At 38.3% G+C, this 26,075-nt stretch carries 21 protein-coding genes; 5 read left to right on the forward strand and 16 right to left on the reverse strand.

The genetic code is table 11. The features are described 5' to 3' along the window. Positions 1-193: 193 nt before the first annotated feature. The 10 genes from FTT86_RS08775 to FTT86_RS08820 all read right to left on the reverse strand — a co-directional run bounded on the left by FTT86_RS08775 (position 194) and on the right by FTT86_RS08820 (position 13,013). Complete coding sequence (locus FTT86_RS08775; protein ID WP_373886122.1) at positions 194-955, reverse strand: OmpA family protein; 762 nt, start codon at positions 953-955, stop codon at positions 194-196. Positions 956-1,144: 189 nt separating this feature from the next. Further along, entirely contained in the window at positions 1,145-4,978 is a 3,834-nt protein-coding gene (gene tssM, locus FTT86_RS08780; protein WP_180087338.1) for a type VI secretion system membrane subunit TssM, read from the reverse strand. Positions 4,979-5,012: 34 nt separating this feature from the next. After that, complete coding sequence (locus tag FTT86_RS08785) at positions 5,013-6,452, reverse strand: hypothetical protein (RefSeq protein WP_180181044.1); 1,440 nt, start codon at positions 6,450-6,452, stop codon at positions 5,013-5,015. After that, positions 6,449-7,444 (reverse strand): type VI secretion system baseplate subunit TssG, encoded by a 996-nt coding sequence (gene tssG / locus FTT86_RS08790; protein ID WP_180087336.1) that lies wholly within the window; start codon positions 7,442-7,444, stop codon positions 6,449-6,451. The genes FTT86_RS08785 and tssG overlap by 4 nt, the downstream gene beginning before the upstream one ends. Beyond that, positions 7,408-9,216: a type VI secretion system baseplate subunit TssF gene (gene tssF / locus FTT86_RS08795; RefSeq protein WP_180087335.1), complete on the reverse strand. Its 1,809-nt coding sequence runs from the start codon at positions 9,214-9,216 to the stop codon at positions 7,408-7,410. Before tssF ends, tssG begins: the two co-directional genes overlap by 37 nt. After that, the gene (tssE, locus tag FTT86_RS08800; protein ID WP_180087334.1) at positions 9,213-9,704 is read right to left on the reverse strand and encodes a type VI secretion system baseplate subunit TssE; all 492 of its coding nucleotides are present in this window, start codon (positions 9,702-9,704) and stop codon (positions 9,213-9,215) included. The genes tssF and tssE overlap by 4 nt, the downstream gene beginning before the upstream one ends. Before the next feature lie 78 nt (positions 9,705-9,782). Further along, a complete protein-coding gene (locus FTT86_RS08805; protein ID WP_180087333.1) occupies positions 9,783-10,286 on the reverse strand; it encodes a type VI secretion system tube protein Hcp in 504 nt (167 codons plus the stop codon). Positions 10,287-10,337: 51 nt separating this feature from the next. Beyond that, positions 10,338-11,819, reverse strand: coding sequence for a type VI secretion system contractile sheath large subunit (gene tssC, locus FTT86_RS08810; protein ID WP_180087332.1), 1,482 nt, complete (start codon positions 11,817-11,819; stop codon positions 10,338-10,340). Beyond that, positions 11,806-12,315 carry a type VI secretion system contractile sheath small subunit gene (gene tssB / locus FTT86_RS08815; protein WP_180087331.1) on the reverse strand — a complete coding sequence of 170 codons (510 nt, stop codon included), beginning with the start codon at positions 12,313-12,315 and terminating at the stop codon, positions 11,806-11,808. Before tssB ends, tssC begins: the two co-directional genes overlap by 14 nt. Before the next feature lie 14 nt (positions 12,316-12,329). Further along, on the reverse strand, positions 12,330-13,013 hold the full coding sequence (locus FTT86_RS08820) for a hypothetical protein (RefSeq protein ID WP_180087330.1): 684 nt from the start codon (positions 13,011-13,013) through the stop codon (positions 12,330-12,332). A 349-nt stretch (positions 13,014-13,362) separates the two neighbouring features. Here FTT86_RS08820 and tssH point away from each other — a divergent pair, with 349 nt between their 5' ends. The 5 genes from tssH (at position 13,363) to FTT86_RS08845 (ending at position 20,447) form a co-directional block, all read left to right on the forward strand. Further along, positions 13,363-16,029: a type VI secretion system ATPase TssH gene (gene tssH, locus FTT86_RS08825; protein ID WP_180181045.1), complete on the forward strand. Its 2,667-nt coding sequence runs from the start codon at positions 13,363-13,365 to the stop codon at positions 16,027-16,029. Positions 16,030-16,080: 51 nt separating this feature from the next. Beyond that, positions 16,081-17,184 (forward strand): type VI secretion system protein TssA, encoded by a 1,104-nt coding sequence (gene tssA, locus FTT86_RS08830; protein WP_180087328.1) that lies wholly within the window; start codon positions 16,081-16,083, stop codon positions 17,182-17,184. 8 nt (positions 17,185-17,192) lie between these two features. Further along, the gene (gene tssK / locus FTT86_RS08835; protein ID WP_005107022.1) at positions 17,193-18,557 is read left to right on the forward strand and encodes a type VI secretion system baseplate subunit TssK; all 1,365 of its coding nucleotides are present in this window, start codon (positions 17,193-17,195) and stop codon (positions 18,555-18,557) included. Between the two features lie 8 nt (positions 18,558-18,565). Next, the gene (icmH, locus tag FTT86_RS08840) at positions 18,566-19,378 is read left to right on the forward strand and encodes a type IVB secretion system protein IcmH/DotU (RefSeq protein ID WP_180087327.1); all 813 of its coding nucleotides are present in this window, start codon (positions 18,566-18,568) and stop codon (positions 19,376-19,378) included. 127 nt (positions 19,379-19,505) lie between these two features. Then, a complete protein-coding gene (locus FTT86_RS08845) occupies positions 19,506-20,447 on the forward strand; it encodes a M15 family metallopeptidase (protein WP_005107024.1) in 942 nt (313 codons plus the stop codon). A gap of 15 nt (positions 20,448-20,462) precedes the next feature. On the opposite strand, the gene FTT86_RS08850 is transcribed toward FTT86_RS08845, so the two are convergent. From FTT86_RS08850 to fumC, 6 genes are all read right to left on the reverse strand, one after another. After that, positions 20,463-21,224 carry an alpha/beta fold hydrolase gene (locus tag FTT86_RS08850; RefSeq protein ID WP_004280222.1) on the reverse strand — a complete coding sequence of 254 codons (762 nt, stop codon included), beginning with the start codon at positions 21,222-21,224 and terminating at the stop codon, positions 20,463-20,465. Positions 21,225-22,112: 888 nt separating this feature from the next. Further along, positions 22,113-22,481, reverse strand: coding sequence for a hypothetical protein (locus tag FTT86_RS08855; protein ID WP_180087326.1), 369 nt, complete (start codon positions 22,479-22,481; stop codon positions 22,113-22,115). Beyond that, entirely contained in the window at positions 22,482-22,844 is a 363-nt protein-coding gene (locus tag FTT86_RS08860; protein ID WP_071851342.1) for a hypothetical protein, read from the reverse strand. A gap of 129 nt (positions 22,845-22,973) precedes the next feature. Then, positions 22,974-23,576 carry a nitroreductase family protein gene (locus tag FTT86_RS08865; RefSeq protein WP_180087325.1) on the reverse strand — a complete coding sequence of 201 codons (603 nt, stop codon included), beginning with the start codon at positions 23,574-23,576 and terminating at the stop codon, positions 22,974-22,976. Between the two features lie 430 nt (positions 23,577-24,006). Next, entirely contained in the window at positions 24,007-24,498 is a 492-nt protein-coding gene (locus FTT86_RS08870; RefSeq protein ID WP_004280216.1) for a hypothetical protein, read from the reverse strand. 126 nt (positions 24,499-24,624) lie between these two features. Continuing rightward, positions 24,625-26,019 carry a class II fumarate hydratase gene (gene fumC, locus FTT86_RS08875; RefSeq protein WP_180087324.1) on the reverse strand — a complete coding sequence of 465 codons (1,395 nt, stop codon included), beginning with the start codon at positions 26,017-26,019 and terminating at the stop codon, positions 24,625-24,627. Between the last annotated feature and the right edge of the window lie 56 nt (positions 26,020-26,075).

Here is a 26,075-nt window from a genome sequence, read left to right on the forward strand (position 1 = left end):
GCCGAGTCGTAAAGCTCAGAAAGCTGTTATTGAACAAAGAAAGTTAAATCCTGTGCTTGACTCTTGTGGTTAAAAACAGGACATTTTAAATGGTTTATCGCATAGACATTTTAATTGGTGAATAACAAATTGATATACTCATATAAGTCATTCACCATATACTTTTATAGCTGCTGCTCAAGCAACTTCAGCGTTAAAGCACTTCAAATTCAATCCGACGATTTTTCTTGCGACCCTCAGCTGTTGTATTCTCCGCCATAGGCTTACTTGAACCTGAACCTTTAGTACTCAGTAAATGCGCTGGAACATTTTTTGCGATTAAATAAGCTTTCACTGCTTCTGCACGTTGCTGACTTAACATAAGATTTTTATAAGGATCGCCTGAACTATCCGTATGTCCAATAATACGTATCTTTTTTCCACTAACCTTATTTAAGGCAGTGACCATTTCATCCAGAATTTGTATACCTGAGGCTGCTAATACTGCACTGCCAGATTCAAATTCAATAGTCCGGTTCTTTAATGCAGCATCAATAATCTGCTGTTCTGCCTGATTGACTGAAAGCTGTGCATTTAAGCGGTAATTTTCGGGTGTTAAACCCTTAAATTTCTCTGTAGTATCCTGAATTTCATAAGAATTTGATACTTTACCCGTTAGCTGAATATCAGAACCTTTAACCGTTAAGGTTCCCTGTTTAACCTTTTTAAGGTCTTCATTAATCACATCAATGACTATATTCGACCAATTCGTTGGTGCCACTACTTGGCGGATCTGAATGCGATCCACCACATTTTCCTTACCATAAGTTGAATACAATTTCGCCAAAATAGCTTGCTTGCTATTGTTATTCGATACAGTACCTTCAGCAATTACAGGTTGTGCATGCACATTAAAACCAATTGAAAAACAGGATAAAATGATGATTTTATTTAACTTTAAGTATTTATTTTTTATTTTCATTTTATGCTTCTATAAATGTTTATTTAATCAATTTAATGCCTTGAGTCAGGCTCATCTGATTTGCAGTTAAAGACTATTCTAGTGTCGCCAACCTTGAGTTATTTTCTACATTAAAATTAGTTGTTTTTAATTCATATCAATTCACCCACGTGATCCATTTACAATATAATTGATTGATCAAGGTCATGGCATTGAAGTTCCTGTGTTTGCAGCAGTCGTCCTAGTTGTATGAGCTGTTTTTCCTGACATCATCGTATTCTGTGCTGCGACAACTCTCACTACTTTATTCGAAACAACCTGATCCACCAACTGCAAATTGCTATAACTTGGATTACTTCCGATAGAACTTGCATTATTCCCACTCACCAAACGAAAATTGGTCTTCACAAATAGTTCAGGATTCTCTTTACTGCGCCAGACCATCTCAAAAATATTGCCTTTTTGTGTACGCTGAGCACTATCAATCAAACGGTTGATTCCATATTCCCCAGGCTCATCAAAAATGGTATGGGTCTTCCCTTCCAAATCAATCACCGTAATCCGTGCGCCTGGAATTGCGCCGGAATTTGGCCAGATAAAATTCACCCATTGTTGAATTCCGTTTTCAAATAGCATTCTTTGTCCATCAATATCAATGGTATAAGCCAATAAATGAGCCTGTTCCAGTGGGTAAAACTGGAAATTAGATTGATTGGGGCTCACTGCCTGACGACTGGTATTATTTAACTCACCAGTTGCCATACCATTCACAGGCGCGACATAATTTTGAAAGTTTGCAACAAACACAGGATTTAGATTAAGCCCTAAATCTTGCCAGGTTTTCGAGCTTAAGCTATAGCCACGACGGATCACTAAGGGATCAAGATGCTCTTTGACAAAACGGGAAATACTGCCATTTTCACCAAAAATCTGATTAATTTCTTGAGAGGTTGCCTGTAAGCTACCTTGACTGCTAAACGGATATTTTTGCGATAAATTTGCATTAAATGGTTGATAGGCCTGTATTAGCCAGAGTTCGTTCATTTCAGCTTGTGCCGGAAGCATCAGACTTTCAAAGGAACGTGTTAGAGGAACACTAAACAACTTTTTAATCAGCTGTTGATCCAGCTCATGGGTTCCTACCGACATTTTCTCATCCACAAACTTTTGAGTGATATTAAAGATAGAATTCTGCTCATCAACGGTCTGCTTAAGGAGCATCATGCTCGCCGGACCAATATCTCCAGAACTTTTTAGATCATTAAAGCGACTCCGTATCTTGGTCAGAGATTGCATATACTCATCCAGCAGCGACCGGTTCTGCAAATCATCTCGTGTACGTACAATCTGGTAGAAGATCTGAAAGTCTTTGGCAATCATCCCCTGAGAGAAAGTCGATGCAGAATTCTGTGCCAACTTGCCATCATGACGTTGCAATATCTTGCGTTTAAACCAGGCAATAAAACCTTTTTGTGGAACCGCCAACTCAGCTTGTACCATTGGATTATCCCAGCTGGTTTCTTGCGCTACCCGTTGTATGACTTTACGAATCGGTGAGTTTTCTGGTTCGCCAAGAATATCTATCTGATATGTTTGCTGATTAAAGTCACCGGCCTTGGCATAATAAATGGCACCCAAGAATTTACGCCATTCGCTGATATATTCTTTTTTATACATTTCAGTCAGCTGGCGTCGAATTTGTTCAGGACTGCCACTAAAACTCAAATCATCAGACTGTGATGTATTAAGTACCCAATCTTTACTTTCAGTTGGGCTTTGCGCCGCGGTTTCTATGGCAGGTTGTACATATTCGTTCCAGGCTTGATAGCTATAAAAACCGGGTAAGGCATAACTTCCCAACATGGTTGTCTGAGCATTCTCCCCGACCATCTGTTTGATCGTTAATGCAGGAAAACGTACCAAAGCCCGCATTTTAATTTTGTTATATACACGATCTCGTGCAGACACTCCGGTCATCATCGCGGTTAAAACCTGGCGAGTCTGTTCAACCAGAACAGTATCGGAATCCAGCTGGGGAAATGAACTCGAATCTGTCAGTGTCATGGCATAGCTAAGTAACTGCTCGGCCTTTTGCAGCATTTCAGCACGTGGCAGCTGACCACGATGCTGATCCAGCCAAGTCCGCCAAAAACGTGTCAACTGATCGCTGAGATGACTGGAATCTATAGATTTACGGTTACTCAACATCAGATATGTTTTAAGTGCATTATAAGCATCTTGCGGATTTTGGTCAGATGGTTCTAATGCGAGTTGCTGAACTTGTGCAGTCGGATTAATTTGCACATGAATATGATTTTCTTTAAGAACTGCTGCATTGCTTTTTACCCGTTGTAGATATTCTGCAATATTTTGCTGGCTGGGCTGCAATACTAATTGCTCAATTCCTTTCAAATATTCAGCTTGCAGTTTCTCCCTGATCTGTTGTCCTTGATATAGACCAAAACTGTATTTTAATGGGCGCTTCTGATCAAATTGATCTAACTGTTGTAGATGAGCTTGCAAAATTAATAATGCATCGATTTGTGTGACCAGCTCCGTTCCTGACTGTTTCTGCATCTGTACGACCTTATTCAGGTCCGCCTGAACTTCTTCCATTAATTGCTGATTATTTCGATAAGACCACACCCACAGACTCAACACCATCGATACAGTAAGTAAAGCACCAGTAAAAGCCATAAAGCGTCGGCGTTTTCGTGCCGGATTAATATGCTGCTTCACCAGATTTTTATCTTTAAGAATCACTTCAGAAAATAAACCTTTCAGAAAATAACCATGATTCTGTGATACAGACTCTTTAGACAGGCCAAGATCATGATTATCGCTGCGGATCAGATGAAAGTCCTCAGCAATCTGTTCTGTCATTGGACTTTCAATGGAGCCTTCCTGTAAGGCGCTGGTAAAATAAAATCCACGAAAAACCGGTTTAAACTGATAAGGATTGTCTTGAAATAAAGTGGAAATAAAGGTTCTTAATACCGGTTTGAGACTCTTAAATTCCAGTGGAAAGGTCATTACACTGGGTGAAATATGCTGTGAATGCCGACGGGTTAAATGGGTCATACTTACATTTTTCAGACCCTCATATAAAATGCCATAATGCTTTTCAAATAGCTGAACAGCATTTGCACTCGAGTCTGGTTGATAAGCCAACGTTGCGCCCCAAACCTGATCCAATTCTTGTCCATGATAACAATCAAAAAAATCCGTGAAGCCGGCAATCAGGTCCATCTTGGAGAATACCAGATAGACTGGCGCAAAAACTTCTAGACGTTCAGTCAGGTCTTGGATACGGGCACGCAGGTTCTTGGCCAGTTGTAGAGATTTCTCCGGACTCTGGTTGACCAACTCAGCGATACTTACGATCACAATAAGACCATTCACTGGCACTTTAGAACGATTTTTCTTGAGAATATTTAAAAAGCCTAACCATTCAGAATGGTCCTCCGGATAGACTGAATAGCGTCCGGCTGTATCCAGGAAAATACCCTGAGTTGAAAAAAACCAGTCACAGTTTCGAGTTCCGCTAAGTCCGGCAGAGACCATTTTCTGATGAGTTTCTTCAAAAGGAAACCGCAAACCGGAATCATAAATCGCCGAGCTTTTCCCAGCCGCCGGGTTACCGATGACCATATACCAAGGAAGTTCATACAGTGCCGCGTGACCCTTACGATCGCCTAATTTTGACTTACGAATCAGCTGAATAGATTGTTTGACTTGCTGACTGATCTGCTGAAGTTCTTCTTTATTATTGTATTTGCTTTCAGCTGCAAAACCTTGAGATAAGGCAGTCTCGATTTCTTCACCCTTTTTAGTATGCAGATAACACCGGATAAGTGTATAAATCCCCCAGCCTATTAATATGGCGACATAGACGGTCAGCAATATCCAGAAAATGCGATCAGAAACCGTATTTTTTATAGAAATAATGACCACTAAAAAGGATAAGGCCATCATTGTTTTAGGGTTGCTAATGTACTGCCAGACATACCCCAGGACTGTATAAAATAATGTATTCACTTTTATCTCTTTTTTCTTTAATTTTTATAAATAGTTAGGCTACTAATGAGATTTCATTCAGTTGATCACTTTCTTTATTTTTAAAACATAAATAGCTTGATTCTTGTTGTGTGCTATAGCTTATTGTAATGACATTGTCGTATAGATATGATGACATCATCGCTGCAAAAACTGCTGCCAATTGTTGGGTATGCCCCAAATAGCTTTGAGGATAAATGGTATGCTCCGGCTCAAAATCAATATTAGTAAATTTTTCTTGTATTATTTTCATTGTTTTAGACTGAGTGGCTTCATCTAAGAAAACTAAAAAAGGATGTGCCTGTTCCAGCTGATAGGACAGATCAACCTGATTCTGACCCAAGTACGCATATAGGTCAGTGACGTACTTACTGAGAGTCAATATTCGTGAAGGCATCATCCCCTCAACCTCTAAGTCATGTGCGGATAAACACCAGCTGGCAGTATATTCTGCAGCAATATACTCTTCATTTTGCCAAAATTGCTGATCCAGACAATCCTGATCAATTTCAGAATCCACCATAATGATCAAGCTGATCTCATGTGATTGACCTGAAATTTCCTGTAATAGCTCCAGCAAAGCTGAATAAGCATGATCAGCAGGCAGAAAGTGAAAATTGATATGAATTTGGGCAGGCAGCAATGCATATTTTTGTTGAATTTGACCTATAAGCTGCTCTTGATAGAGATCACTCCACTCCCCAGTCATATGATCCGCCAATAAAATATGCAGATTCAACCTATTTAATCTGCTTACTGCTATTAGATTAGAGGCAATATTTCCTTCATCTTCACAGTAGTTCTCCTGTATCCATCCCGGATGCATTCGATATTCATAAGCCAGTTCGTGATCATAAAATAGTGCTGAACGTTTTAACTGTTCTGAAATTAAGCTCAGACTTTCTTCATGCTGTTCGAGTTGTTGTTGAATCAACTGTTGAATTCGTTGTTCCTGTAATGTTGGAAGCATTTCTTCGCTAGTCCCGTTTTCTTCGAGTAAGCGGTCCACAGCATGAATACGATATGTCAATATAGGTAGACTAAAACGATTTAGCAGTTCTGAGTCCAGCTCAGGACTTTTGAACTGCTTCATGTGCTGCAAGATCTCTGCATTTTTGCCAAAACTGTGCCAGGCGGCAGCTGAAAAAATATTAAGTTTGTAATTCTCAATCGCTTGATACAATTCTTCTTTATTCTCTAATTCTTGCTGCTGTGCTTGAAGAGATTTATGAGCCCTATCCTTTTGTTCTTGCTGTCTTTGTTTATAGGATTTTAAAGCTTTATAAATAAAATAAGGTGTTAATAACAACAAGCAAATTAACAAAGGTAAAATTCCAAAATATAATAGGAAATCGATATTTGATGGATCGTATTGAGTATCTCGCCAGTAATAAATGATAAGAGAACTGTTTATAATGAATAAAACTATAACAGTCCGAATAATATGCTTAATCATGACATTTTTCCTATCAGGCTATAGCAGGTTTCCGCATGGTGGATTGCCTGATTCGGCATTAATAAGGCTCCTCTGGCCAGCCCCATCGAATGTACTTCTCTGAGTTGGGCTGGATATAATTCATCTCTGTCTAGAATCAACCGAAGATCCACTAACATGGTCGGGCTACACCAGGTTTGAAGTAACTCTTTCAATTTGGCGCTATGTATTCCTTCAGATAAAAATTTTAGATAGTCTTCACGTTTTAATGGACCAATAACAATTTCAATTTTTTCATCAACTTGCTGAATGGTTTCTCCACAGAAGCTGTTGATTCCCAATAAAATTGGTTGCGAAGCTCCTAAACTGCTTTTTTGCTGATCATTCAGTTGAAAGCTTTCCGGAATAAACTCATTAATCTCAAATTGATATTTAAAAATACAGGACAATATGCTGCTTAAAGCATAATGGGTATTATTTTGCCCCTGCATCAAGCCTGAAAACTCAGCAAAATAATCATCTATAGGTTGCTGTTCATGTTGTTGACTGCTATAGCCACTCAAAGCATGAAGCATATTCAGATAATGATTTTCCTGCTCAACTTCATAACGCATTGGTAAATGATAGTTCAAACAGGCATCGACATATTGGGCGGTTAATTTATGATTAAATAGTCCGAGAAAGTGTAAGCTTTCTTCTCTGTGTGCCCGGGTACTCTGTTTAATTTTATTTGTATAGATATAAGGTAATACGCCCTGTACGCCAGTCAACCCTACGATTAAATTGGTCATCTGCACTTTATGATCTTCACATTGCAATGATTCAATTTCAGAAGTCGGAAAATTAAGATTGAGTGAACTAATAAATTGAAATGATTTACTCCATTCTTGATGTCTGTTTCGTTCAGGTGCATGTCTTAATAATCGCGTGGCTTGAATAAATTCAAAGCTGGTCGGCTGCTGAAAGAGCCGATCAACTACAGAAGTCTTTTGCCACCAACATTCTGTATGCATTGGTATAACTCCTGTTTTGACTTTGAATCAATGACGTGCATATCCACATAACTATTCATTTGAACTTTCAAATTAAAAATGTGATTTAAAAGTTGCACAAAGATATACAGACTGGCTCCTCTAAAGACTTCTGTATCGATCTGAATTTCAACTTTGACACCCCGTACAAAAAGTGGAAATGGTTTATGCTCACGCAACTTCTGGGTCAAAGAAAACTGGATCGATTGAATTGAATTAATAATTAGCCGGTTGTCTTTGGATTGCGGCAAGTTATACAGTTCGAGTAATTCCTTAATGTGACTGACTGCATTTGCTTTCATTAAAGACAGATTATTCAATGATAAATGCGAGATAATTCGCCACTGTTCTTGCTGATTTTGATCAAAACAATAAGGTAAATTGGGTCTTTTCAATAACACGGCTTTACGTGCTAAACTATTGTCATTGAGAGATAAGCTATTCTGATCTTTATGATAACTTTCATAAGGCAAATCCCGATTGCTGCATAACAACTGCATACTGATAAAGTCTGATGAAATTTTCTGTGGTTCTAAAAATTTGGAAATAATCGAATATTTCAGTCCTATATGCTTGTTATTATTCTGCTCAGGCAACAGGTGATAATAAAATTGTATATCGGCCTGATGATAATGACTCATGGCAAAAAAAGGTAATACGGGATAGGTCGTTTGACTGTTCTCGCTTTTCTCTCTCAATAACTTCATTTCGGTGATCGCATACACCTGAAAATACTCAGGATGATGGACATCACTCATTAATGGATACTCTAGGCGAAAATGATCAATTTTCTGCGGTTCAGCCTGCTTAGGGAATAAATTTATAACTGGTGTCGCAAATAATTTGAAATTAGCGCTATTTAATTCTGAATAATCTCTGACCACGACTTGATCATTCAGGTTTATTTTAAAATGAATGTGTAGCTCAAAGTCTGTAGTTTCTATATTTAATTCTTTTAAAAAACTCAGATTGAGGTTAAGAAAATTAAATTTTTCTGGAAAGCAAAAATACTCGATTAATAAACGATAGGCATGATGAGTATGTTGATCAACTGGCAGCGCACTTTCCGCTTCAGTAAATCCCATCAGTTCAAAAGGATTTTGAAAATCAATCTCTTGATTATGAGCTATTACAGAAAAACCCGTCTCCGGTTTAAAAATACAATCCAGAATTTGCAATGGAACACTGGAAATTGCATCCAGATAAATAGGTAATTTCTGTTGTTCCAACAGTCGCTGCTGCTGGTTAAAAATTTCAAAACCAAAGCTCAAGGTTGCATTTCGATTTAAATGAACATGAGTCGAAGCATGCGTTTTAAAATTAACAGATTTTAAGGCGATTGGTAATAAATTAACCTGGTTTGCCGTACGATATTCACACTGTACCCCACGGATACTTTTTGATTTTAATACAGTTTGCTTGGGAATCTGCTGGCTACTTTTAAGCTGTCGGATTTTACTGGCATCGTCAAAACTGACCACTGAACATGCTGGAAAAGGTTTAAGGTACTGTGGAAACATCACCTCAAAAATAGCACGTGTAAATACTTCATAACTATCGTGCAGTTTTTTATCAATTCGGGCAGAAATCAGGGAAAATGCCTGAATCAATCTTTCGATATGCGGATCATCGATCTGCTCTTGATTCAACGAAAGGTGTTGGGCAATTTTTGGGTATTTATTGGCAAACTCTCGTGATTGTTGCCCAAATTCCTGTAATTGCTTTTCGTAATAAGGTAATAATTCTTCGATCACAGCACACCTGCTGATGTTTTAGACAAAATTACGTATTGTTGCGTAGTAGGCTTGAGGAATGCGTCAAAAATTACCGGTTCATATAGGGGATAAATATTTAAGAATGCATGAATACTTAGACACAGACTTCCCCTGTTATGCTCATCCATCAGCATCTCGGCTTTAACCTGCTTTAAACGAGGTTCGTGCGCGTGAATAGACTGTTCAATCGAGTGGCAGATTTTATCTCGGTCCATTGGATTCGCTGTTGAGAGCCCCACAAAATCAATGATGCCAAATTGAAGAATTGAACGTTTGACCTGATCATAACCATTAACCATCGTATCCAGATTAGCCATACGGCTATTTAATAAATCTTCGAGATCGGCAGCCACCGACTCTCTCAACGCCTGTAAAGAAAGGCCTTGAGAACTTTGAGTATCCTGAGACAAGAGACGGTCAAATAATGTTGTTCTAAATCCGTAAGGATAAAGCTGATCCAAATTCATATTGTTATAGTCTAATTTTATTTATTTTTATAAATATCAAGAGAGAGGCTGATCAGGACCAGCCTCTAAAAGATCAAATTACGCTGCATAAGAGGCAGTATTATTTGATAGTGACCATTTCTTGGTCACGGCACCCTTTTGTGTACCGTTAATATCTTGTTGATTATACGTCCACTCAACTGCAGCATATTTCAAACCAAAAGCTTCTGTTGGAACGCCTTCTTGATTTACTATCGGAGTAACCTGAGAAACCAGTACATGTTTTAATTTAATTTGCAGGTATTTAACGCGTTTGTCACCATTAGCGCGATAAAAATCGATTTGTACTTCATCGAAGGTATAACCTGCTGAACATGCTTCCCAAAGTTTTGGACTGGTTGCATCCAGATCTTTCATAAAAATCATGTCGGAATGTTCAACCCGTTCTGCAGTATGACCGCCTACACTAGAAGATGTTGCAGATTTTGGCTGACGAATGTTGTGCGACCAAGAATTTGCTTCTAGCCAGCTTTTATGTTCCGAATCACGAGATTCACCATCAACTTTATATTTGCCGCGAAACTGGATGTAAATGTCTTTCATTTTAATAATTTTCCTGTTGTTATAAATATTATTATAATTTTAGCAGCGGTCTTAATGACTCGACTGCGGTAACTCAGTGACCAGTCGTAAAGATACAGACAACTCGTCTAACTGAAAATGCGGTCTCAAAAAGACCACAGATTTGTAGTGTCCAGGTTCATCCGGATTTTCTACAACTTTTATCGAAGCTTCACGCAGTGGATACTGTGCTTTGGCTTCCTGTGAAGCACCGTCATCCAAAAGTACATATTGAGACAGCCAGTCGTTTAGAAATGCTTCGACATTTCCTGCAGATGTAAAACTTCCCACCTTATCTCGCATCATTGCTTTTAAATAATGAGCGATTCGCGAGACTGCCATAATGTACTGTATCTGACTGGATAATGCGGAATTGGCATTGGCAATATCGTTATCATATTTCTTTGGTTTTTGGGTAGATTGGGCACCGAAGAACGCGGCATAATCGGTATTTTTACAATGTACTAATGGAATAAAGCCAAGATCACTGAGTTCTTTTTCACGACGGTCCGTAATCGCAATTTCAGTCGGGCACTTAAATATGATTTCTCCATCATTGGTTTTAAAGGTATGCACTGGCAGACCTTCGACCAAACCGCCACCCTCAACCCCACGAATCGCAGCACACCAGCCATGCATATCAAAGGCATTGGTTAAACGCGTCCCCAAAGCATAAGCAGCATTCATCCACAGGTATTCATTATGATTTTCACCTGAAACTTCTTCTACATAGTTAAAGCCTGCTGTCGTATTGCCATCTTTAGGATGATAAGGTAAACGGCCTAATACTCGTGGAATAGTCAATGCCAGATAACGAGCATCATCACTTTCCCGGAATGAACGCCATTGCACATATTCAGCTGTTTCAAAAATTTTAGAAACATCGCGTGGGCGATCAATATCAGTAAAAGTTTCCAATCCGAACATGGAAGGACTTGCAGCTGAGAGAAACGGTGCATGTGCCGCTGATGCTACATGTGAAATCTGCTCGAGCAAATACAGGTCTGAAGGTGTGCGATCAAACTCAAAGTCACCAATGAGGGTCGCATAAGGCGCACCGCCAAATGAACCATATTCTTCTTCATAGATTTTTTTAAATAGAGTACTTTGATCAAAGTCGCTGGCACTTTGAAAATCTTTAATCAATTCTTTTTTGGTCGTATTCAACATACGAATTTTAATTAAAGAGTGTGATGGCGTTTCCTGACAAAAGTAATACAGCCCTCGCCAGGTGGACTCAACTTTTTGAAACTGCTCGTGATGCATGATCTTGCTCAGCTGGGTAGAAATAAGCGCATCAATTTCTGCAATGCGTTTATCTAAAGCCAAGGTCATATTGTCTGAAACTATAACGGTACCGGCCATGACTTCCTTGGCCAACTCACCAATCAAACTTTTGGCCCGATCATGTTCTTCTTCATTACGCGCAATTCGACTACGTTCAACAATAGAGTCCAGAATTGAGTATTCTTCAATAGCAACATTCGTGGTAGTTGCAGCATTAGAGTGATTCATTGTCTGCCTCCATACTCATTTTACGGATTTGGTCGGTATTTTTTAAAATATCATCCAGTAAATCTTCTAGACGTTCATTATTGGATATTTTATTGCGTAAATCAGTTAAACGTTCTCGTGCTTCTACCAGTTTTCGCAAAGGTTCGACTTGTTGGACTACCTGTTCTGGCCGAAAATCATCCATTGCATTAAAAACCAAATCTACTGATATTTTACCACTCTCTTCAGTCAAACTATTTTCCACCTGAAAACTGGCACGAGGCGCCAGAGACTGCATCACCTCATCAATATTTTCCAAGTCTACATTGATAAATTTTTTATCTTTGAGCTTGGTTTTTTCAAGTTCAGACGCTGCTGAAAAATCTCCCAAAACTCCCACTACAAAAGGTAACTCTTTGACTTCACGGCCATCACCTACCTCAACATCGTAGGTCAATTGCACCCGTGGTGGTCGAATACGCTGTAATTTTTTTTGTACACTTTCACGTTTAGCCATCATGATTTTCCTTATTAATTATTAGTTAATGATCCAAATGGATTAGTACTAGGAGTGTGGGTTCGTGTACTGATACTTTCTGTTTTTTTATTACTGATAGCAGCCGTATTATTTTTTAGATTGCTTTTCGATACTTTATTTTTGTTTTGACTTAGGCTTTGTTTTACTGGGTTATTTGGTTTATTTTTAGTATTTTTTACTTTTGAATTCCGCGCCGTCGTTGATGCAGATTCAGAAAATTTTGCTACAGGCTGTGCCAGATAAATATGTTCAGTCAGCGATTTGGCCTGTGGGTAGGTAAAGTCATTTAAGGCACGGACTTCTGTACTACGCATCTGTTCTAGGCTTTGGGAAGAGATCCCGATCCCTGCCAGGAATTTCAGATCAGTTAAATTCTGATGAATGTAATTTTGCTGATGTAATTGCTCGATTAAATTGAGCGCTTTCAGATGATCACCGACTTCAACATAGCGTTTGGCAATTTGGGTAGACAATTGCTGCTGCAGATGCATATTTTTTCTTGCTGTCTTGTCGCATAACTGCTGGTATAAATCAATGATAGTTGAATCAGTATCATTTTTTGCTTGTGGATAGCTCTTGATACATGATTTTTTTAATTCTGCTGCATGGGTTTGAGCAAAACATAGCTGCGCCATCCCTGAGATGAGCAATACAATAAAACCTAGATTATTTTTCAAAATAAGCCTCAATTTTTGGTTATTGTTTTGTATTTTTATAATCAAAATTTATTTTTCTATTTTTATAATTCAAAAATCTAGTTGCGGATTTAACAAAAAATGATCACAGGAAGTCAATACATAAATGCGTTTTTGTTAAATTATTTTATGTAATTTTTAAAATGGTAAGATTCCGACCAATGAATGCAGACATTTGGATAGACTTGAGTAGAATATGCCAAAAATCTTGAGCCAATATATCTTGATTGCTCATAGAAAAACTTAAATAAATAAAAATAAACCTAATAATAAGAAATATATAGCTATAAATTTCAAAAATATCAGGCTGTATATTCTCAAAGAGAAAAATATGAGTAATTTAAAAATTTTGATTACAAAATTATCTGAACATGCACGCCTATGCCTTGAGAAGGCAGCGAATTTCTGCATCACACAGCAAAATTATGAAATCGAAATTGAGCATTTTTTCTTAGAGTTGCTACAGCAACCAGACTTGAATGATCTCAAACTATTGCTCAAAAAATATGAAATTTCCGAAGATGATCTCACCCATGATCTGAATCAGAGTATTCAGCAAATGACTAAAGGAAATTCTCGTACACCTATCTTTGCCAAATCCATTATTCGTGTATTAGAACATGCCTGGCTTTTGGCTTCAGCAGAGCAAAATCCGATGATCCGCAGCGGACATCTACTGGTTGCCCTGCTCACTGCGCCTGATCTATATCAAATGACAATTCGTGCTTCTACTTTATTTGAGCAGCTTCCAATTGATCATTTGAAGCACCGATTTTTAGAGTTCTGTGAGCAAAGTATTGAAAATATGAGCTATTCTCAGCTTACTAAGGTAAAAGAAGATTCACCTAACGCACAGCTAAAATTAAATAAAACATCGGCACTTGATCAATACACTATTAATCTAACTGAAAAAGCACGCCAAGGCCAAATCGACCCGGTGATCGGTCGTGAGTTTGAAATCCGTTTGATGCTGGATATCCTGATGCGCCGTCGTCAGAACAATCCAATACTCACCGGCGACCCGGGAGTCGGTAAGACAGCTGTGGTAGAAGGATTAGCCCTGAAAATTGTGAATAATCAAGTACCTGATGTACTCAAAAATGTAGAACTTCATGTATTGGATCTGGGCTTATTACAAGCAGGTGCGAGTGTAAAAGGCGAGTTTGAGAATCGCCTGAAGCAAATTATTCGAGAAGTTCAGTCCTGCAGTTATCCGGTTATCTTGTTTATTGATGAAGCCCATACGCTGATTGGTGCAGGTGGTCAGGCTGGTCAGAATGATGCTGCCAATCTGTTAAAACCAGCTTTGGCACGAGGAGAACTGCGTACCATCGCCGCGACTACATGGGCGGAGTACAAACAATATTTTGAAAAAGATGCTGCGCTCAGCCGTCGTTTTCAGGTGATAAAGGTAGAAGAACCTAATGAAGAAGTCGCAATTAATATGTTGCGCGCCATGATTCCGCTCATGACTCAGCATTTTCAGTTGCAGATTGATGATGAAGCAATTACTGCTGCGGTGCGTAATTCACATCGTTATATCAGTGGACGGAAATTACCGGATAAGGCCATTAGTGTATTGGATACAGCCGCGGCACGGGTTGCCTTGAGCCAGAATGCGCAACCTGCAAAGTTAGAACAGTTACAGGCACAACTGCATAATTTTCGGCTAGAACATGAGATTTTAAATCAGGAGCATCAAAATTTTCCGTGTCATCAGACACTTTTAATTGAATTATCAAAAAATATTTCAAATTTGGAACAAGAGATTTCTCAGGTAGAACAGCAATGGCAGCAAGAACTTCAATTGGTTCAGGAAATAAAATTATTACAGATTCAATCCAAAAAAATTGAAAATAAAAATAAAATTAAAGTATTACAGCGATGTTTGTCTCAGATTCAGGCTGATAACCCACTCGTGTTTGAACGTGTAACAGTCCCTATGATTAATCAGATCATTTCTGACTGGACCGGAATTCCAGTAGGTAAAATGATGAATGATGAAATCCGACAGGTATTAAAATTACAAGATAAATTATCGCAACGTGTAATGGGTCAGGACTTTGCTTTGCATCAACTGGTCCAAGGTATTAAGACATCTAAAGCAAAACTGGATGATCCGAATAAACCGCAAGGTGTATTTTTATTGCTTGGCCCAAGTGGTGTGGGGAAAACTGAAACTGCCCTAGCCTTGGCTCAAGAATTGTATGGAGGAGAATCACATCTGATCACGATAAATATGTCGGAATATCAGGAAGCTCATACCGTATCTTCCTTAAAAGGTGCTCCTCCAGGTTATGTCGGTTATGGTCAAGGAGGCATTTTGACTGAAGCGGTACGCCGTAATCCTTATAGCGTGGTTTTATTAGATGAAATCGAAAAAGCTCATCCTGATGTGCAGGAATTATTTTATCAGGTCTTTGATAAAGGCATGCTGGAAGATGGTGAAGGCCGTCTAATTGATTTTAAAAATACGACAATCGTGTTGGCCTCCAATGTTGGCTCCAGTGCCATTATGCAGGCTTGTGTAAATCAACCCGTCGAAAACTGGCCGGATGCAAAAAGCTTAATTGAACTGTTCAAACCAAGTTTGTATCAGCAATTTAAACCGGCATTTTTAGGGCGTATGCAAATTGTGCCTTATTATCCTTTACATGATGAGCTATTGATCCAGATCATTCAGCATAAACTGGGGAAAATTACCCAACGTATTCAGCAGCAATATGCCACGCAGGTTACTTATAATGAGGACTTGCTCGAACTTCTACTCAGCCGATGTACCGAGGTTGATAGTGGTGCGCGCAATATTGATCATATTTTAAATGCTTCAGTATTGCCTGCTTTGGCTACAGAAATATTGAGAACCATGAGTGAGGGAAAGATTCCTAAACTGATTCACATTGAGATTAAGAATGATGAAATTTTTTATAGCGTAGATCCGAAAGTTAAAATAGCGCAAAAAGTACGTTCTAAAAGCAATAAAGCAGATGCTGCCTAGTTGAAGTAACCTAAAAATAAAAACAAATAAAATATAATAATTGGAATAAAGATGAGCCTGGAATTTGAATATTTATTGCAAGACATTTCAGTCGATCAGCCGTGCGGTGTGGACTATTCATTTTCAAATGATTTTCATGTGATTAACAAGGCCAGAACTCGTGATGATCCTTTATTGGAGCAAGGTGACTGGGTCTCGGAACCGAAACAGGCCGATTGGCAACTTGTACATGATAAAACGATTGAATTATTAACTGAAAAAACCAAGGATATCCGTCTATATACCTGGCTTATAGAAGCTTGGAGTCATCTCTATGGTTTTGAAGGAATTGCTCGAGGATTAGAGTTGACCCAGCAAAGCCTTGAGCGATACTGGTTCACGTTACATCCTCAAATCGAAGAGGATGATCTTGATCAACGTTTTGGATTATTACAAGGTTTGATTACGCAACTGCCAATGCTGATGAAACAGGTGCCTTTGGTCAGCTCTGCGCCTTTTTATAATTTAGGTGATTATGAGGCATTCTTACATCAACGCAATATTAAACTCAAACAACAGCAAGATGACTACTCTGAAAATAATACTGTTCAGGATTTGGAGCATTTTGAGCAATCGTTGCTGAAAACTTCTCAAACAGTTTTAAGCCAGAATGAAGGTTTTCTTCTCGAGATTCAGACCCAATGGCTGTATCTTAAAAATACACTGGATCATTTACTGGGTCTAAATGCACCGAGTTACGCGAGCACAGATTCTCAACTTGAATCGATCTTCTCCAGTATTAAGCGCATTTATAAAACTGATATTTCTTCAATATCTCAGGATCAAATAAATACACCGCAATTCGGCACTCTCAAAATACCTGAAATAATAGTGATGAATACCTCGCCTGAAAATATACAAGAATTTCGACCTCAAGCCCAAAACCATCTGGCCAACCGTCAACAGGCCATGCAGTTATTACAAGACATCGCTCGATATTTTCAATCTCATGAACCGCATAGTCCAGTGAGCTACATGCTGCAAAAGACGATTAAATGGAGTCAGATGCCATTACATGAATGGCTGGCTCAAGTAATCAAGAACGAGAATCCGATCGAAAACGTACATGAATTACTGGGTATATATGCCAATGATGAATCCAAGAATGAGTGGTAAATATTAAAATGTTTAAAGCAGAAAAAGTACTGTGGGGCGAAGGTCTATTTTTAAGACCGCAACATTTTCAATTACAGGATGCCTATCATGAGCAACGCTTGAGTCATATGATTCGGGCGACATTTCCTTTTGCTCACGGGATCCAGTCCATTCAATTTGATGAAGCTCAATTCAATATGCATATATTGGCATTAAGTAAAATTGAAATGATCTGGCAAGATGGTGAAATTTATCAGGCGCCTGCACAGGATTTATTACCAGAACCTGTACAACTGGATACCTTAAACCTGCGTGGTGAAATGCAAATTTATTTGGCTTTGCCAATGCTACAGCCGAACAAGCAAAATGTAAGTCATGTCGAAAACACTCAATCTAGTCGTTATCACTCACATTTAATCTCGACCCATGATTTATTCACCGATGCCACTACTGCAGAGATCACCCTGTTACGCCGTCGGGCAGAATTTAAACTTTTTGAAGTTGGCCAAGAACCTCAGCAGCCTCTGGATGGTTATTTATATCTTCCGGTTGCTCAAATCAAACGACAAAGTTCTGGAAATTTTATTTTTGATCATAAATTCATTCCTCCAATTTTACATATTCAGGCCTGTGAATATCTGCTAGACAATTTAAAGCGAACTTTGAATATCATCCGGGCCAAGATTAAAACGATTCAATCCAATAACCGTGAAAACGAACAGAAACTGATTGAATTTCGTTCTGGGGATATTGTCTCTTTCTGGCTGGTGAATGCCTTAAATACTGCTTATGCAACCTTAAATCATATTTTGCAGTATCCACAAATTCATCCGGAACGGCTATATGCGGAACTTTTAAGACTCAGTGGTTCCCTACTTACCTTTTCAACAGCCTATGACATTGATCAATTGCCGCAGTATCAGCATCATCATCTATACGACAGCTTCAATCAGCTGGATATTATTCTCAGAGATTTACTCGATACAATTATTTCGAATCGATATATCAGTATCAGCTTAAAAGAAACTCGCCCATCCTATTGGTTTGGCAGTCTGGAGACCGATAAGATCAGTCACAATACGCGGTTATATCTTGCTGTATCAAGTAGTGTTATGCCTGCACATGACTTGATTGCCTATGTTCCGATCCGTTTTAAAATTGGTAGTACTATAGATGTAGAACAACGCGTGGTTGCAGCTTTACCGGCTGTACCCGTTCAGCATCTCATGCAGGTGCCTACTGCAATTCCGGTACGTTCCGGCGTTCATTATTTTGAGATTGAACCCAATAATGAACTGTATCAGCGCATGCTGGATTCAGAATCGATTTGTGTTTATATCCCGAATGGCTTTCAGGATATCGCGATTGAACTTATTGCTGTCATGAATGGATAAAAATATTAATGAATACAATCTCTAACACTCCTCTTTCACTCTTTGATGGCGATCAAATCGGAGTAGATTATACAGCCATGCAACCTGTAGAAACCTACCCTACCTCTACGAATAGTCTGGTAGATTTACTGCATGACGGCTTCTATATTGTTTTCCTGTTAAAAAATCACTATGTCCCTGTAAATATAGAGTCTTTCCGTGAAAAAATTCTGGAGATGTTGAAAAGTTTTGAATATCAGGCACGCCAGATGCAATTTTCAGCTGAAGATATTCAAGATGCAAAATATGCCTATTGCGCTTTAATAGATGAAACAATTGTCACCCAACAGGATGAGCGATTTTTTGATCTGCAAAATTCCTGGATGATCAGTCCCTTGCAGTTAAGCCTTTTTGGTTCACAACTTGCAGGTTATCGCTTCTTTGAATATCTGGAAGAAATACGCCATAAAGATAAGCAACGTCTGGCAGTATTAGAGGTATATCATTATTGCCTTTTATTGGGCTTCCATGGAAAATATCGAATTGAATCTATTGAGCATTTAAATAGTCTGATTGCTCGTATCGGAGATCAGATTGATTATCTCAAGGGTAAAAAAGTTGCTTTTTCTCCTTTTTCAGCAATTCCAGATCAAATCCGACATATTATCCATCGTGAATTACCATTTTTCTGGATTCTGATATTTTTATTATTATTTGCCGTGATCAGCTTTGTGGTTTTTAAATATGCCTTGTCAACAGAACAAGCTGCTGTTTTTTCTCAATATCAAAATTTGATTAGCGCGCCTGCTGAACAAGCCTATATTACGATTCATTTACCCTAACTCAATTTTCAAATAAATATGATGGACACTTATAAAAATAAAGACTTAAAAAATGACGCCGTTGGAAAATTTATATCGATGAATAAAAAAAAAATTTTGAATTATTATTAGATCAATCATTCAACTGATGATTTTGATTATATTGAGCAGCTTTATTCTATTAAGCTTAGCTATGTTAGCCTTGCTGTCTTACGAGTTTCGATTAAGAATACAGGATTTTTTTCTTGATTTGATTTCACAAAGCAAACAACAATTTTCTCAAGCAAAACAGTTTGTTCAGAAATTTCATCAGGCGGCATCGCCTGAGCATCTTCAGTCTGAATGGTATTTGCAGCAATGGTGGATTTTGATTTCAGGATTTAGCTTATTTGCCAGTATTTTAATGTTCGCTTTCACTCAGCCACTTACTGCAAGTAGGTTTGAAGCTGAATATTTAAGGAAAGTTGATCCACAGATTTATGCATTATTAGATGGGCAAATATTAACAGCTCCAACTGAAGTTGATGAACAGCTTATTATCGAAGCCTTACAAGAAGAATCTTTAGCAAATCATTCTGTAATTTCAGCGCAAAGCCTTAATCTGAATATTGAAGACATTCATATAAATCCAAATATCAGCACAGCAGACCGTAAATGGCATAAGATGAATCCGCGATTTAAACAGCGCTTACTGATGGTTTTTAAAATTATGCGCGAACAGCATGGTTATGAGCTGGTTTTACTCGAAGGTTATCGAAGTCCGGAAAGGCAAAACTCTTTGGCGACCAACAGTAATATTACCAAGGCCAAAGGCTTTCAAAGTTATCATCAGTTTGGTCTGGCCGCGGATATTGCCTTTAAGCGGAATGGCAAGGTGGTGATTAGTGAACGTGATCCATGGGCCATGCGTGGTTATGAACTGTTTGGCCAGATTGCAGAATCGGTGGGTTTAACCTGGGGCGGTCGCTGGAAATCCATTAAAGATTTTGGACATACTGAATATCGTATGCCCGGTTTAAAGAAAACAGCTGAAATGGCGCATCAACTCATTCATGAAGGACAATTACAGACTCAAACATTTCAGCCTTGAGTGCGAAATCGTAAATTAATTTAGAAAAGTCTGCATATGTTTAATGACTTCATCTGGCTTTTCACCATGCAGCCAATGTCCTGTATTTTCAATGCATTCAATTTTCGCCTGAGAAAATTGTTCATTGATTGCCGCAAAATGTTCAGGTTTTGAGATATAAAAAGAATTACCGCCACGAAGAAATAAAGCTGGCTGATTAACTTTTTCGACCTTTTCCCAAGCCATAATATCTGGATAATGATCAAATAAAGCTTGAACATTAAAGAGCCATTGCCCTTTATTAAAGGATTTTAATAAAAACTGAATTACCATTTCTTCATGAATGTATTCACGCATAATTTTTGCTGCCTCAAGTCGTGAAGCAACATTTGCTTGCTGCACAGCAAATAAGGCTTTAAAAATCTCAGTATGATGACTCTCATGATATTGGATTGGTGTAATATCAAGAACGACCAACTTTTCAGTTTGTACTCGGGCTAAATCAGCCAATTTCATAGCAATTTTTCCGCCCATAGAATGCCCTATTACTATGAACTTTTGAATATTTAAACTTGATAAAGTTTCTAGGACATCTTCCGCCATGAACTGATAATTTAAGTCTGAACTATGACCAGAAAGACCATGATTGCGTACATCAATTTGAAGCACGGTTCTTTGCTCAGAAAAATATCGAGCTAGTATTCCTAAATTACTTAAACTACCGAATAAACCATGAATAAAAATCATTGGAGATAGTACTGACGTTTCGTGGTGTTGGAGTTGATAATTTAGGATCATTTGAGAATTCCGTGATTTCTTTCTTTATTTAAGTGTTTATAATGGATTTATATTGGGAATTAATCAATTGCGAAATTTTTAAATATAAATTTTACTTAGGCTATTTTATGGGGATATATTTTGCTTAGGCTAAATAATTCATAATCAATTTGTAAGTATTTAAAATTACGATTTTAGATCTGGATGCATATTTGGCTATCTATAAATATGAAAGAAGATGGTTGAATTGTGGTGCAGACTAAATAAAATTAATGAAAATCTTAAAACTGGGATTTAATAACATGTAAACCACTTTTAGGTCAGAGTGTTTCTTAAACTAACTCGCTGTTATTACCCAAATAGACTGAGGTAATTTTGAAAATATTGTTTTTAATTATTCATTGCTTATTATTTATCAAAAAATGACTATTCATAAGTAGCTTATTAATCGACTTAATTCTGTTTAAAAATAATACGTTTTAAGACCAAATGAGTTACAGGCAGTAAATATCAGTATTATCAATTCCCCCTTCTCCCTTTCTTGAGAAAGTTGTTAAACTTATGTGTTACTTAGGCTATTTTTAGCATCTTAAGATATTCAAGTTATTAGCTTAAATATCAGCGTACAATCACGCTATCCTACTTAAATCGTCCTGTTCAAGAAATTACAAAACTACGATTATTCATTTATTCTTATCAATGTATTAAAAACAGTGGATATATACCCGAGATATTAGATATTCACATCAAAATAAATTTAAATTAACTTAACAGATTTTTTATTACATGATATTCAGGAAATGGTCTTTCAGGTTTTAATATCTATAAAATCTGGTTGTGAAATAGACTTACCTACTTAATTTTTATTCTACTGCGAAAAACTTTCAAGATAGAAAAGTATTTTATAATTTATTCTACATTCCTATTTTTACAAAATACGCTTGTGGTCATTCCAGATTGAGTCAAACTTTGATCCTGCCTCTTAAGAAAACTTTTGGCGACCATGACCATCGTGGGCGCCATATCCAGACTGCTGTTTTCTTCGGACACCTTTTGAATATCCTGATAGGCTTTCAGTCGTTTGCAGAAAGCCTGACGTTGAGTTTGGGCATCTACCTTTTGATCATCTTCATCTAAAATATGCTTGGTTTCATTCACGATTTTAGTCTGAGCTGAAATAAACTCGTCATAGGCACTTTGTGAAAGCGGCTCTGCGAAGACCATGCTATTCAGTCCTAATAATAATCCAGCACAAATGAAAGATGATTTTTTTAGCATTTAAATTTCTTCTTTCCAGACATCTTCATAATCATCGGCATCAATCATGAAACGAAAACCTGTTTCCAGAGCCAGATACGGTAAAACTTCTGGTGCGATGTCCTGTAATTCACGTACTGTCATGGTTTCGAAAGCCTCTTCACTTGAAGGTTCTCCACCATAAATGTACCAGCTGATATTTTCAGCCGTTTCAGGCTTTTTACGGATGCCAACAATCGGATCCTGCTTTAAGGTATGTACGGCCACCGCAACAACATCATCACCCGTGACTTCAACATAAGCCGAGCCTACTTCTTCACAAAGTAGCTTTTGCTCTGCGATCAGTTCTTGTAAAGGTGATAGGTTTTGCGTGTTTTTCGACATTCGGTCTTACTCATCAATTTTCATTAGCGCGCTATTTTAACTTAATTTTAATGAAGCTGATTGGGATTTCATCGAGATCTAAAAAATATCTGCCCTTAAACCGTGTTAAGCGCAGATATGGATCTCAACTTATTGGAAGACTTTAAAGCGCTCTTCATCCGCGAGATAATCTTTGGCACGTGGCTCGCCTTCTATCGAACCAAATACCAACTGTGCACGCAACTTCCAGTTCGATGGAATGTCCCATTCCGCATGAACTTGCTCATCCACGATCGGATTGTAGTGCTGCAATGATGCGCCCAGCCCTTCTGTGTGCAATGCTGTCCATGTTGCAAATTGTGCGATCGCAGTCGAATGCTCTGCCCAGATTGGGAAGTTATCAGCATAAGATGGGAATTGTTCCTGTAAGCCTTCTACAACTGTGTGATCTTCAAAAAATAAAACAGTGCCTACCCCTGCCGCAAAACTGGCCATTTTTGCTGTGGTTTTTGCAGCGCTTTCTTCATCTTTGGCATAGCTTTTTAATTTATCTGCGACGAAGCCCCAAAACTTTTCATGTTCTGAATTGAATAAAATGACGGCGCGTGAAGACTGAGAATTGAAAGAAGATGGACTTTGCTTAATTGCAGTCTGAATCAAATCAGTTAGACGTTCAGGAGATTGTTCAACATTCTTGGCAATGGCATAAATAGTACGGCGTTTAGTAATTAAATCTAAAAACTGATTCGACATTTTTGAAAATCCTGGGATATATCTTCGGGAAAATTTGAACCTTCATCTATTTTTGTGAAGGATAGCTAATCAATTAAGCTTTTACTCATCTTAAGATAAAGCCTATATACCTTAAAAAATAATGGACTTAATTACTAGGCTATTTAATTGATATTTTTATATATTTTTTAGCTAAAAATGATCATTTTCATCTATTTTTTGAACAATCGTTAAAACTACTGCCCTATGCGAGTGCCTGACGCTAAAGGATTGTTCAACATGCGCTATTATTGATCAAAATTTTAAGAATAAAGCAGTTCAATGATCACATTTAATATTACTTAGGCTATTTCAAGAGATCATGCATTTTGAAATAAATCTCATCTTGCAGATAAAATTAATCCCCCAAAATTGGAAGATTAATTTTATAAATAAAAGCTAAAAAACCCGTTTAAAACTTCGCGTTCAACACCTGAGCAGATACTTTAGTCTTCCACAGCTCACGTAAAATCGGTAAATAGAATTTCTCACCAAGTTCAACCAGCTCTGCATCAATCAGAGCATGCATCTCATGCATAAACAAATAATCCAGTTCAACTGTGGTTAGTTTAGTCTGCTGTTTTTGATAGTCTTTGCGTTTCTGTTGGGCTTGTTTAACCAGACGATCCGCAAATGCTTTATCTTTAAACTGGGTAATTGCTTTTAATCGAAGTTCAATAATACCCCATCCAGTTAAGAACATCTGGAAGGTTTCAAAATCATCGCTGGTCGATTCCCAAGACATTTCTTCCAGATTTTCATTATCGGGAAGCACAGGTAAAAGAAGTTCCATCACACTCGGGAAAATCTTTTTGAAATTCAGAATAAATTTAACAGGATGCTCACCTGGATAATCCTTGAATTGCACCTTTCTTTGAACATCTGTTAAATAAATATCAAGCATAAAACAATCATCAGTGGTTAATCTCATCTAGCACTATTGTACGCAACTCTGCCTGAGATAAAAACCACTGCTGACTATTCCATGATAAAACAGGCGGAAAGATTGAAAATAAAAGCGCTGCAGCCCTTATTTGGCATTCGGTGAGACCATCTGTTCAGGACGCACTACTTCATCAAACTGTTCAGCAGTGACTAAACCCAGTTCAACAGCCACCTGTTTTAAGGTTTTTCCTTCCTTATAGGCTGTTTTGGCAACCTTGGCTGCATTCTCATAACCAATCACCGGATTCAATGCTGTGACCAGCATTAAAGAATCATGCAGGAAATGTTCAATTTTCTCATGATTCGGCTCAATGCCTACGGCGCAATGATCATTAAAACTGTTACACGCATCGCCTAAAAGCTGGATGGATTGCAACAGATTATAGGCAATGACCGGCATAAACACATTCAGCTCAAAATTCCCTGATGCACCTGCCACGTTAATGGTGGTGTCATTGCCGAGAACTTGCGCCACGACCATGGTCATCGCTTCACTTTGCGTCGGATTCACCTTACCCGGCATGATGCTAGAACCCGGTTCATTTTCAGGAATACGCAATTCACCAAAACCACAACGAGGCCCGCTGGCCAGCCAGCGAATATCATTGGCAATCTTATTTAAGCTAACCGCTAAAGTCTTTAATGCACCAGACGCGAATACCGCAGCATCACGGCCTGCCAGAGCCTCAAACTTGTTTGGCGCAGTTACAAATGGTAAGCTTGTTAACTGTCCTAGTGTTTTAGCAGACTGAACAGCATAATCAGGATGAGCATTTAGACCGGTACCAACCGCTGTACCGCCTAATGGCAATTCATATAAGCCAACTAAGGCCTGTTCTAGACGAAGAAGTCCATGATCAAGTTGAGAGACATAACCGCTGAATTCCTGCCCCAAGGTTAAAGGCGTAGCATCTTGTAGGTGTGTCCGGCCAATTTTTACAATATCGGCAAAATCCTGAGATTTGGCATATAAAGTATTGCGCAAGCGTGTGACTGCCGGAATTAACAGTTCATTGATCTGCAAGCTCGCAGCCACATGAATCGCCGTCGGAAATGAATCATTGGTAGATTGGGCACGATTGACATGATCATTCGGATGAACCGGTTTTTGTGCCCCTAAATGATTGCCCAGTTTCTGGTTGGCAATATTGGCAATCACCTCATTACAGTTCATATTGCTTTGCGTACCTGAACCGGTTTGCCAGACCACCAGTGGAAATTGACTGTCCCATTTCCCGCTGATGACTTCATCTGCCGCATCTACAATGTAGCGTGACAGTTCTTGGGAAATCTGGTTCAGCTCGGCATTGGTTAAGGCCGCAGCTTTTTTGACGAGTCCCATGGCACGAATCATTGGCCGTGGCAAACGCTCATTTCCAATTTTGAAATTTTGCAAGCTACGCTGAGTCTGAGCGCCCCATAAAGCCTCGCTCGGTACAGCCACTTCTCCCATCGTGTCATGTTCAATACGTGTTTGCATGTTCAACCTCAATTCTTCTTGCCTGTTACTAATCTTAGGAATTTCAATATGAATGA

The sequence above is a fragment of the Acinetobacter sp. YH01021 genome (assembly GCF_013420255.1).
In the GTDB taxonomy this organism is placed as follows: Bacteria; Pseudomonadota; Gammaproteobacteria; order Pseudomonadales; family Moraxellaceae; genus Acinetobacter.

What these genes read in the sequence shown, in the direction of transcription:
- FTT86_RS08845 (WP_005107024.1), top strand. Translation starts at nt 19,506, where the DNA reads ATGATTTTGATTATATTGAGCAGCTTTATTCTATTAAGCTTAGCTATG.
- FTT86_RS08850 (WP_004280222.1), bottom strand. Translation starts at nt 21,224, where the DNA reads ATGATCCTAAATTATCAACTCCAACACCACGAAACGTCAGTACTATCT.
- tssE (WP_180087334.1), bottom strand. Translation starts at nt 9,704, where the DNA reads ATGAATTTGGATCAGCTTTATCCTTACGGATTTAGAACAACATTATTT.
- FTT86_RS08805 (WP_180087333.1), bottom strand. Translation starts at nt 10,286, where the DNA reads ATGAAAGACATTTACATCCAGTTTCGCGGCAAATATAAAGTTGATGGT.
- tssB (WP_180087331.1), bottom strand. Translation starts at nt 12,315, where the DNA reads ATGGCTAAACGTGAAAGTGTACAAAAAAAATTACAGCGTATTCGACCA.
- icmH (WP_180087327.1), top strand. Translation starts at nt 18,566, where the DNA reads ATGAATACAATCTCTAACACTCCTCTTTCACTCTTTGATGGCGATCAA.
- tssA (WP_180087328.1), top strand. Translation starts at nt 16,081, where the DNA reads ATGAGCCTGGAATTTGAATATTTATTGCAAGACATTTCAGTCGATCAG.
- tssC (WP_180087332.1), bottom strand. Translation starts at nt 11,819, where the DNA reads ATGAATCACTCTAATGCTGCAACTACCACGAATGTTGCTATTGAAGAA.
- FTT86_RS08855 (WP_180087326.1), bottom strand. Translation starts at nt 22,481, where the DNA reads ATGCTAAAAAAATCATCTTTCATTTGTGCTGGATTATTATTAGGACTG.
- FTT86_RS08860 (WP_071851342.1), bottom strand. Translation starts at nt 22,844, where the DNA reads ATGTCGAAAAACACGCAAAACCTATCACCTTTACAAGAACTGATCGCA.
- fumC (WP_180087324.1), bottom strand. Translation starts at nt 26,019, where the DNA reads ATGCAAACACGTATTGAACATGACACGATGGGAGAAGTGGCTGTACCG.
- tssH (WP_180181045.1), top strand. Translation starts at nt 13,363, where the DNA reads ATGAGTAATTTAAAAATTTTGATTACAAAATTATCTGAACATGCACGC.
- FTT86_RS08785 (WP_180181044.1), bottom strand. Translation starts at nt 6,452, where the DNA reads ATGATTAAGCATATTATTCGGACTGTTATAGTTTTATTCATTATAAAC.
- FTT86_RS08865 (WP_180087325.1), bottom strand. Translation starts at nt 23,576, where the DNA reads ATGTCGAATCAGTTTTTAGATTTAATTACTAAACGCCGTACTATTTAT.
- FTT86_RS08870 (WP_004280216.1), bottom strand. Translation starts at nt 24,498, where the DNA reads ATGCTTGATATTTATTTAACAGATGTTCAAAGAAAGGTGCAATTCAAG.
- tssG (WP_180087336.1), bottom strand. Translation starts at nt 7,444, where the DNA reads ATGCATACAGAATGTTGGTGGCAAAAGACTTCTGTAGTTGATCGGCTC.
- tssK (WP_005107022.1), top strand. Translation starts at nt 17,193, where the DNA reads ATGTTTAAAGCAGAAAAAGTACTGTGGGGCGAAGGTCTATTTTTAAGA.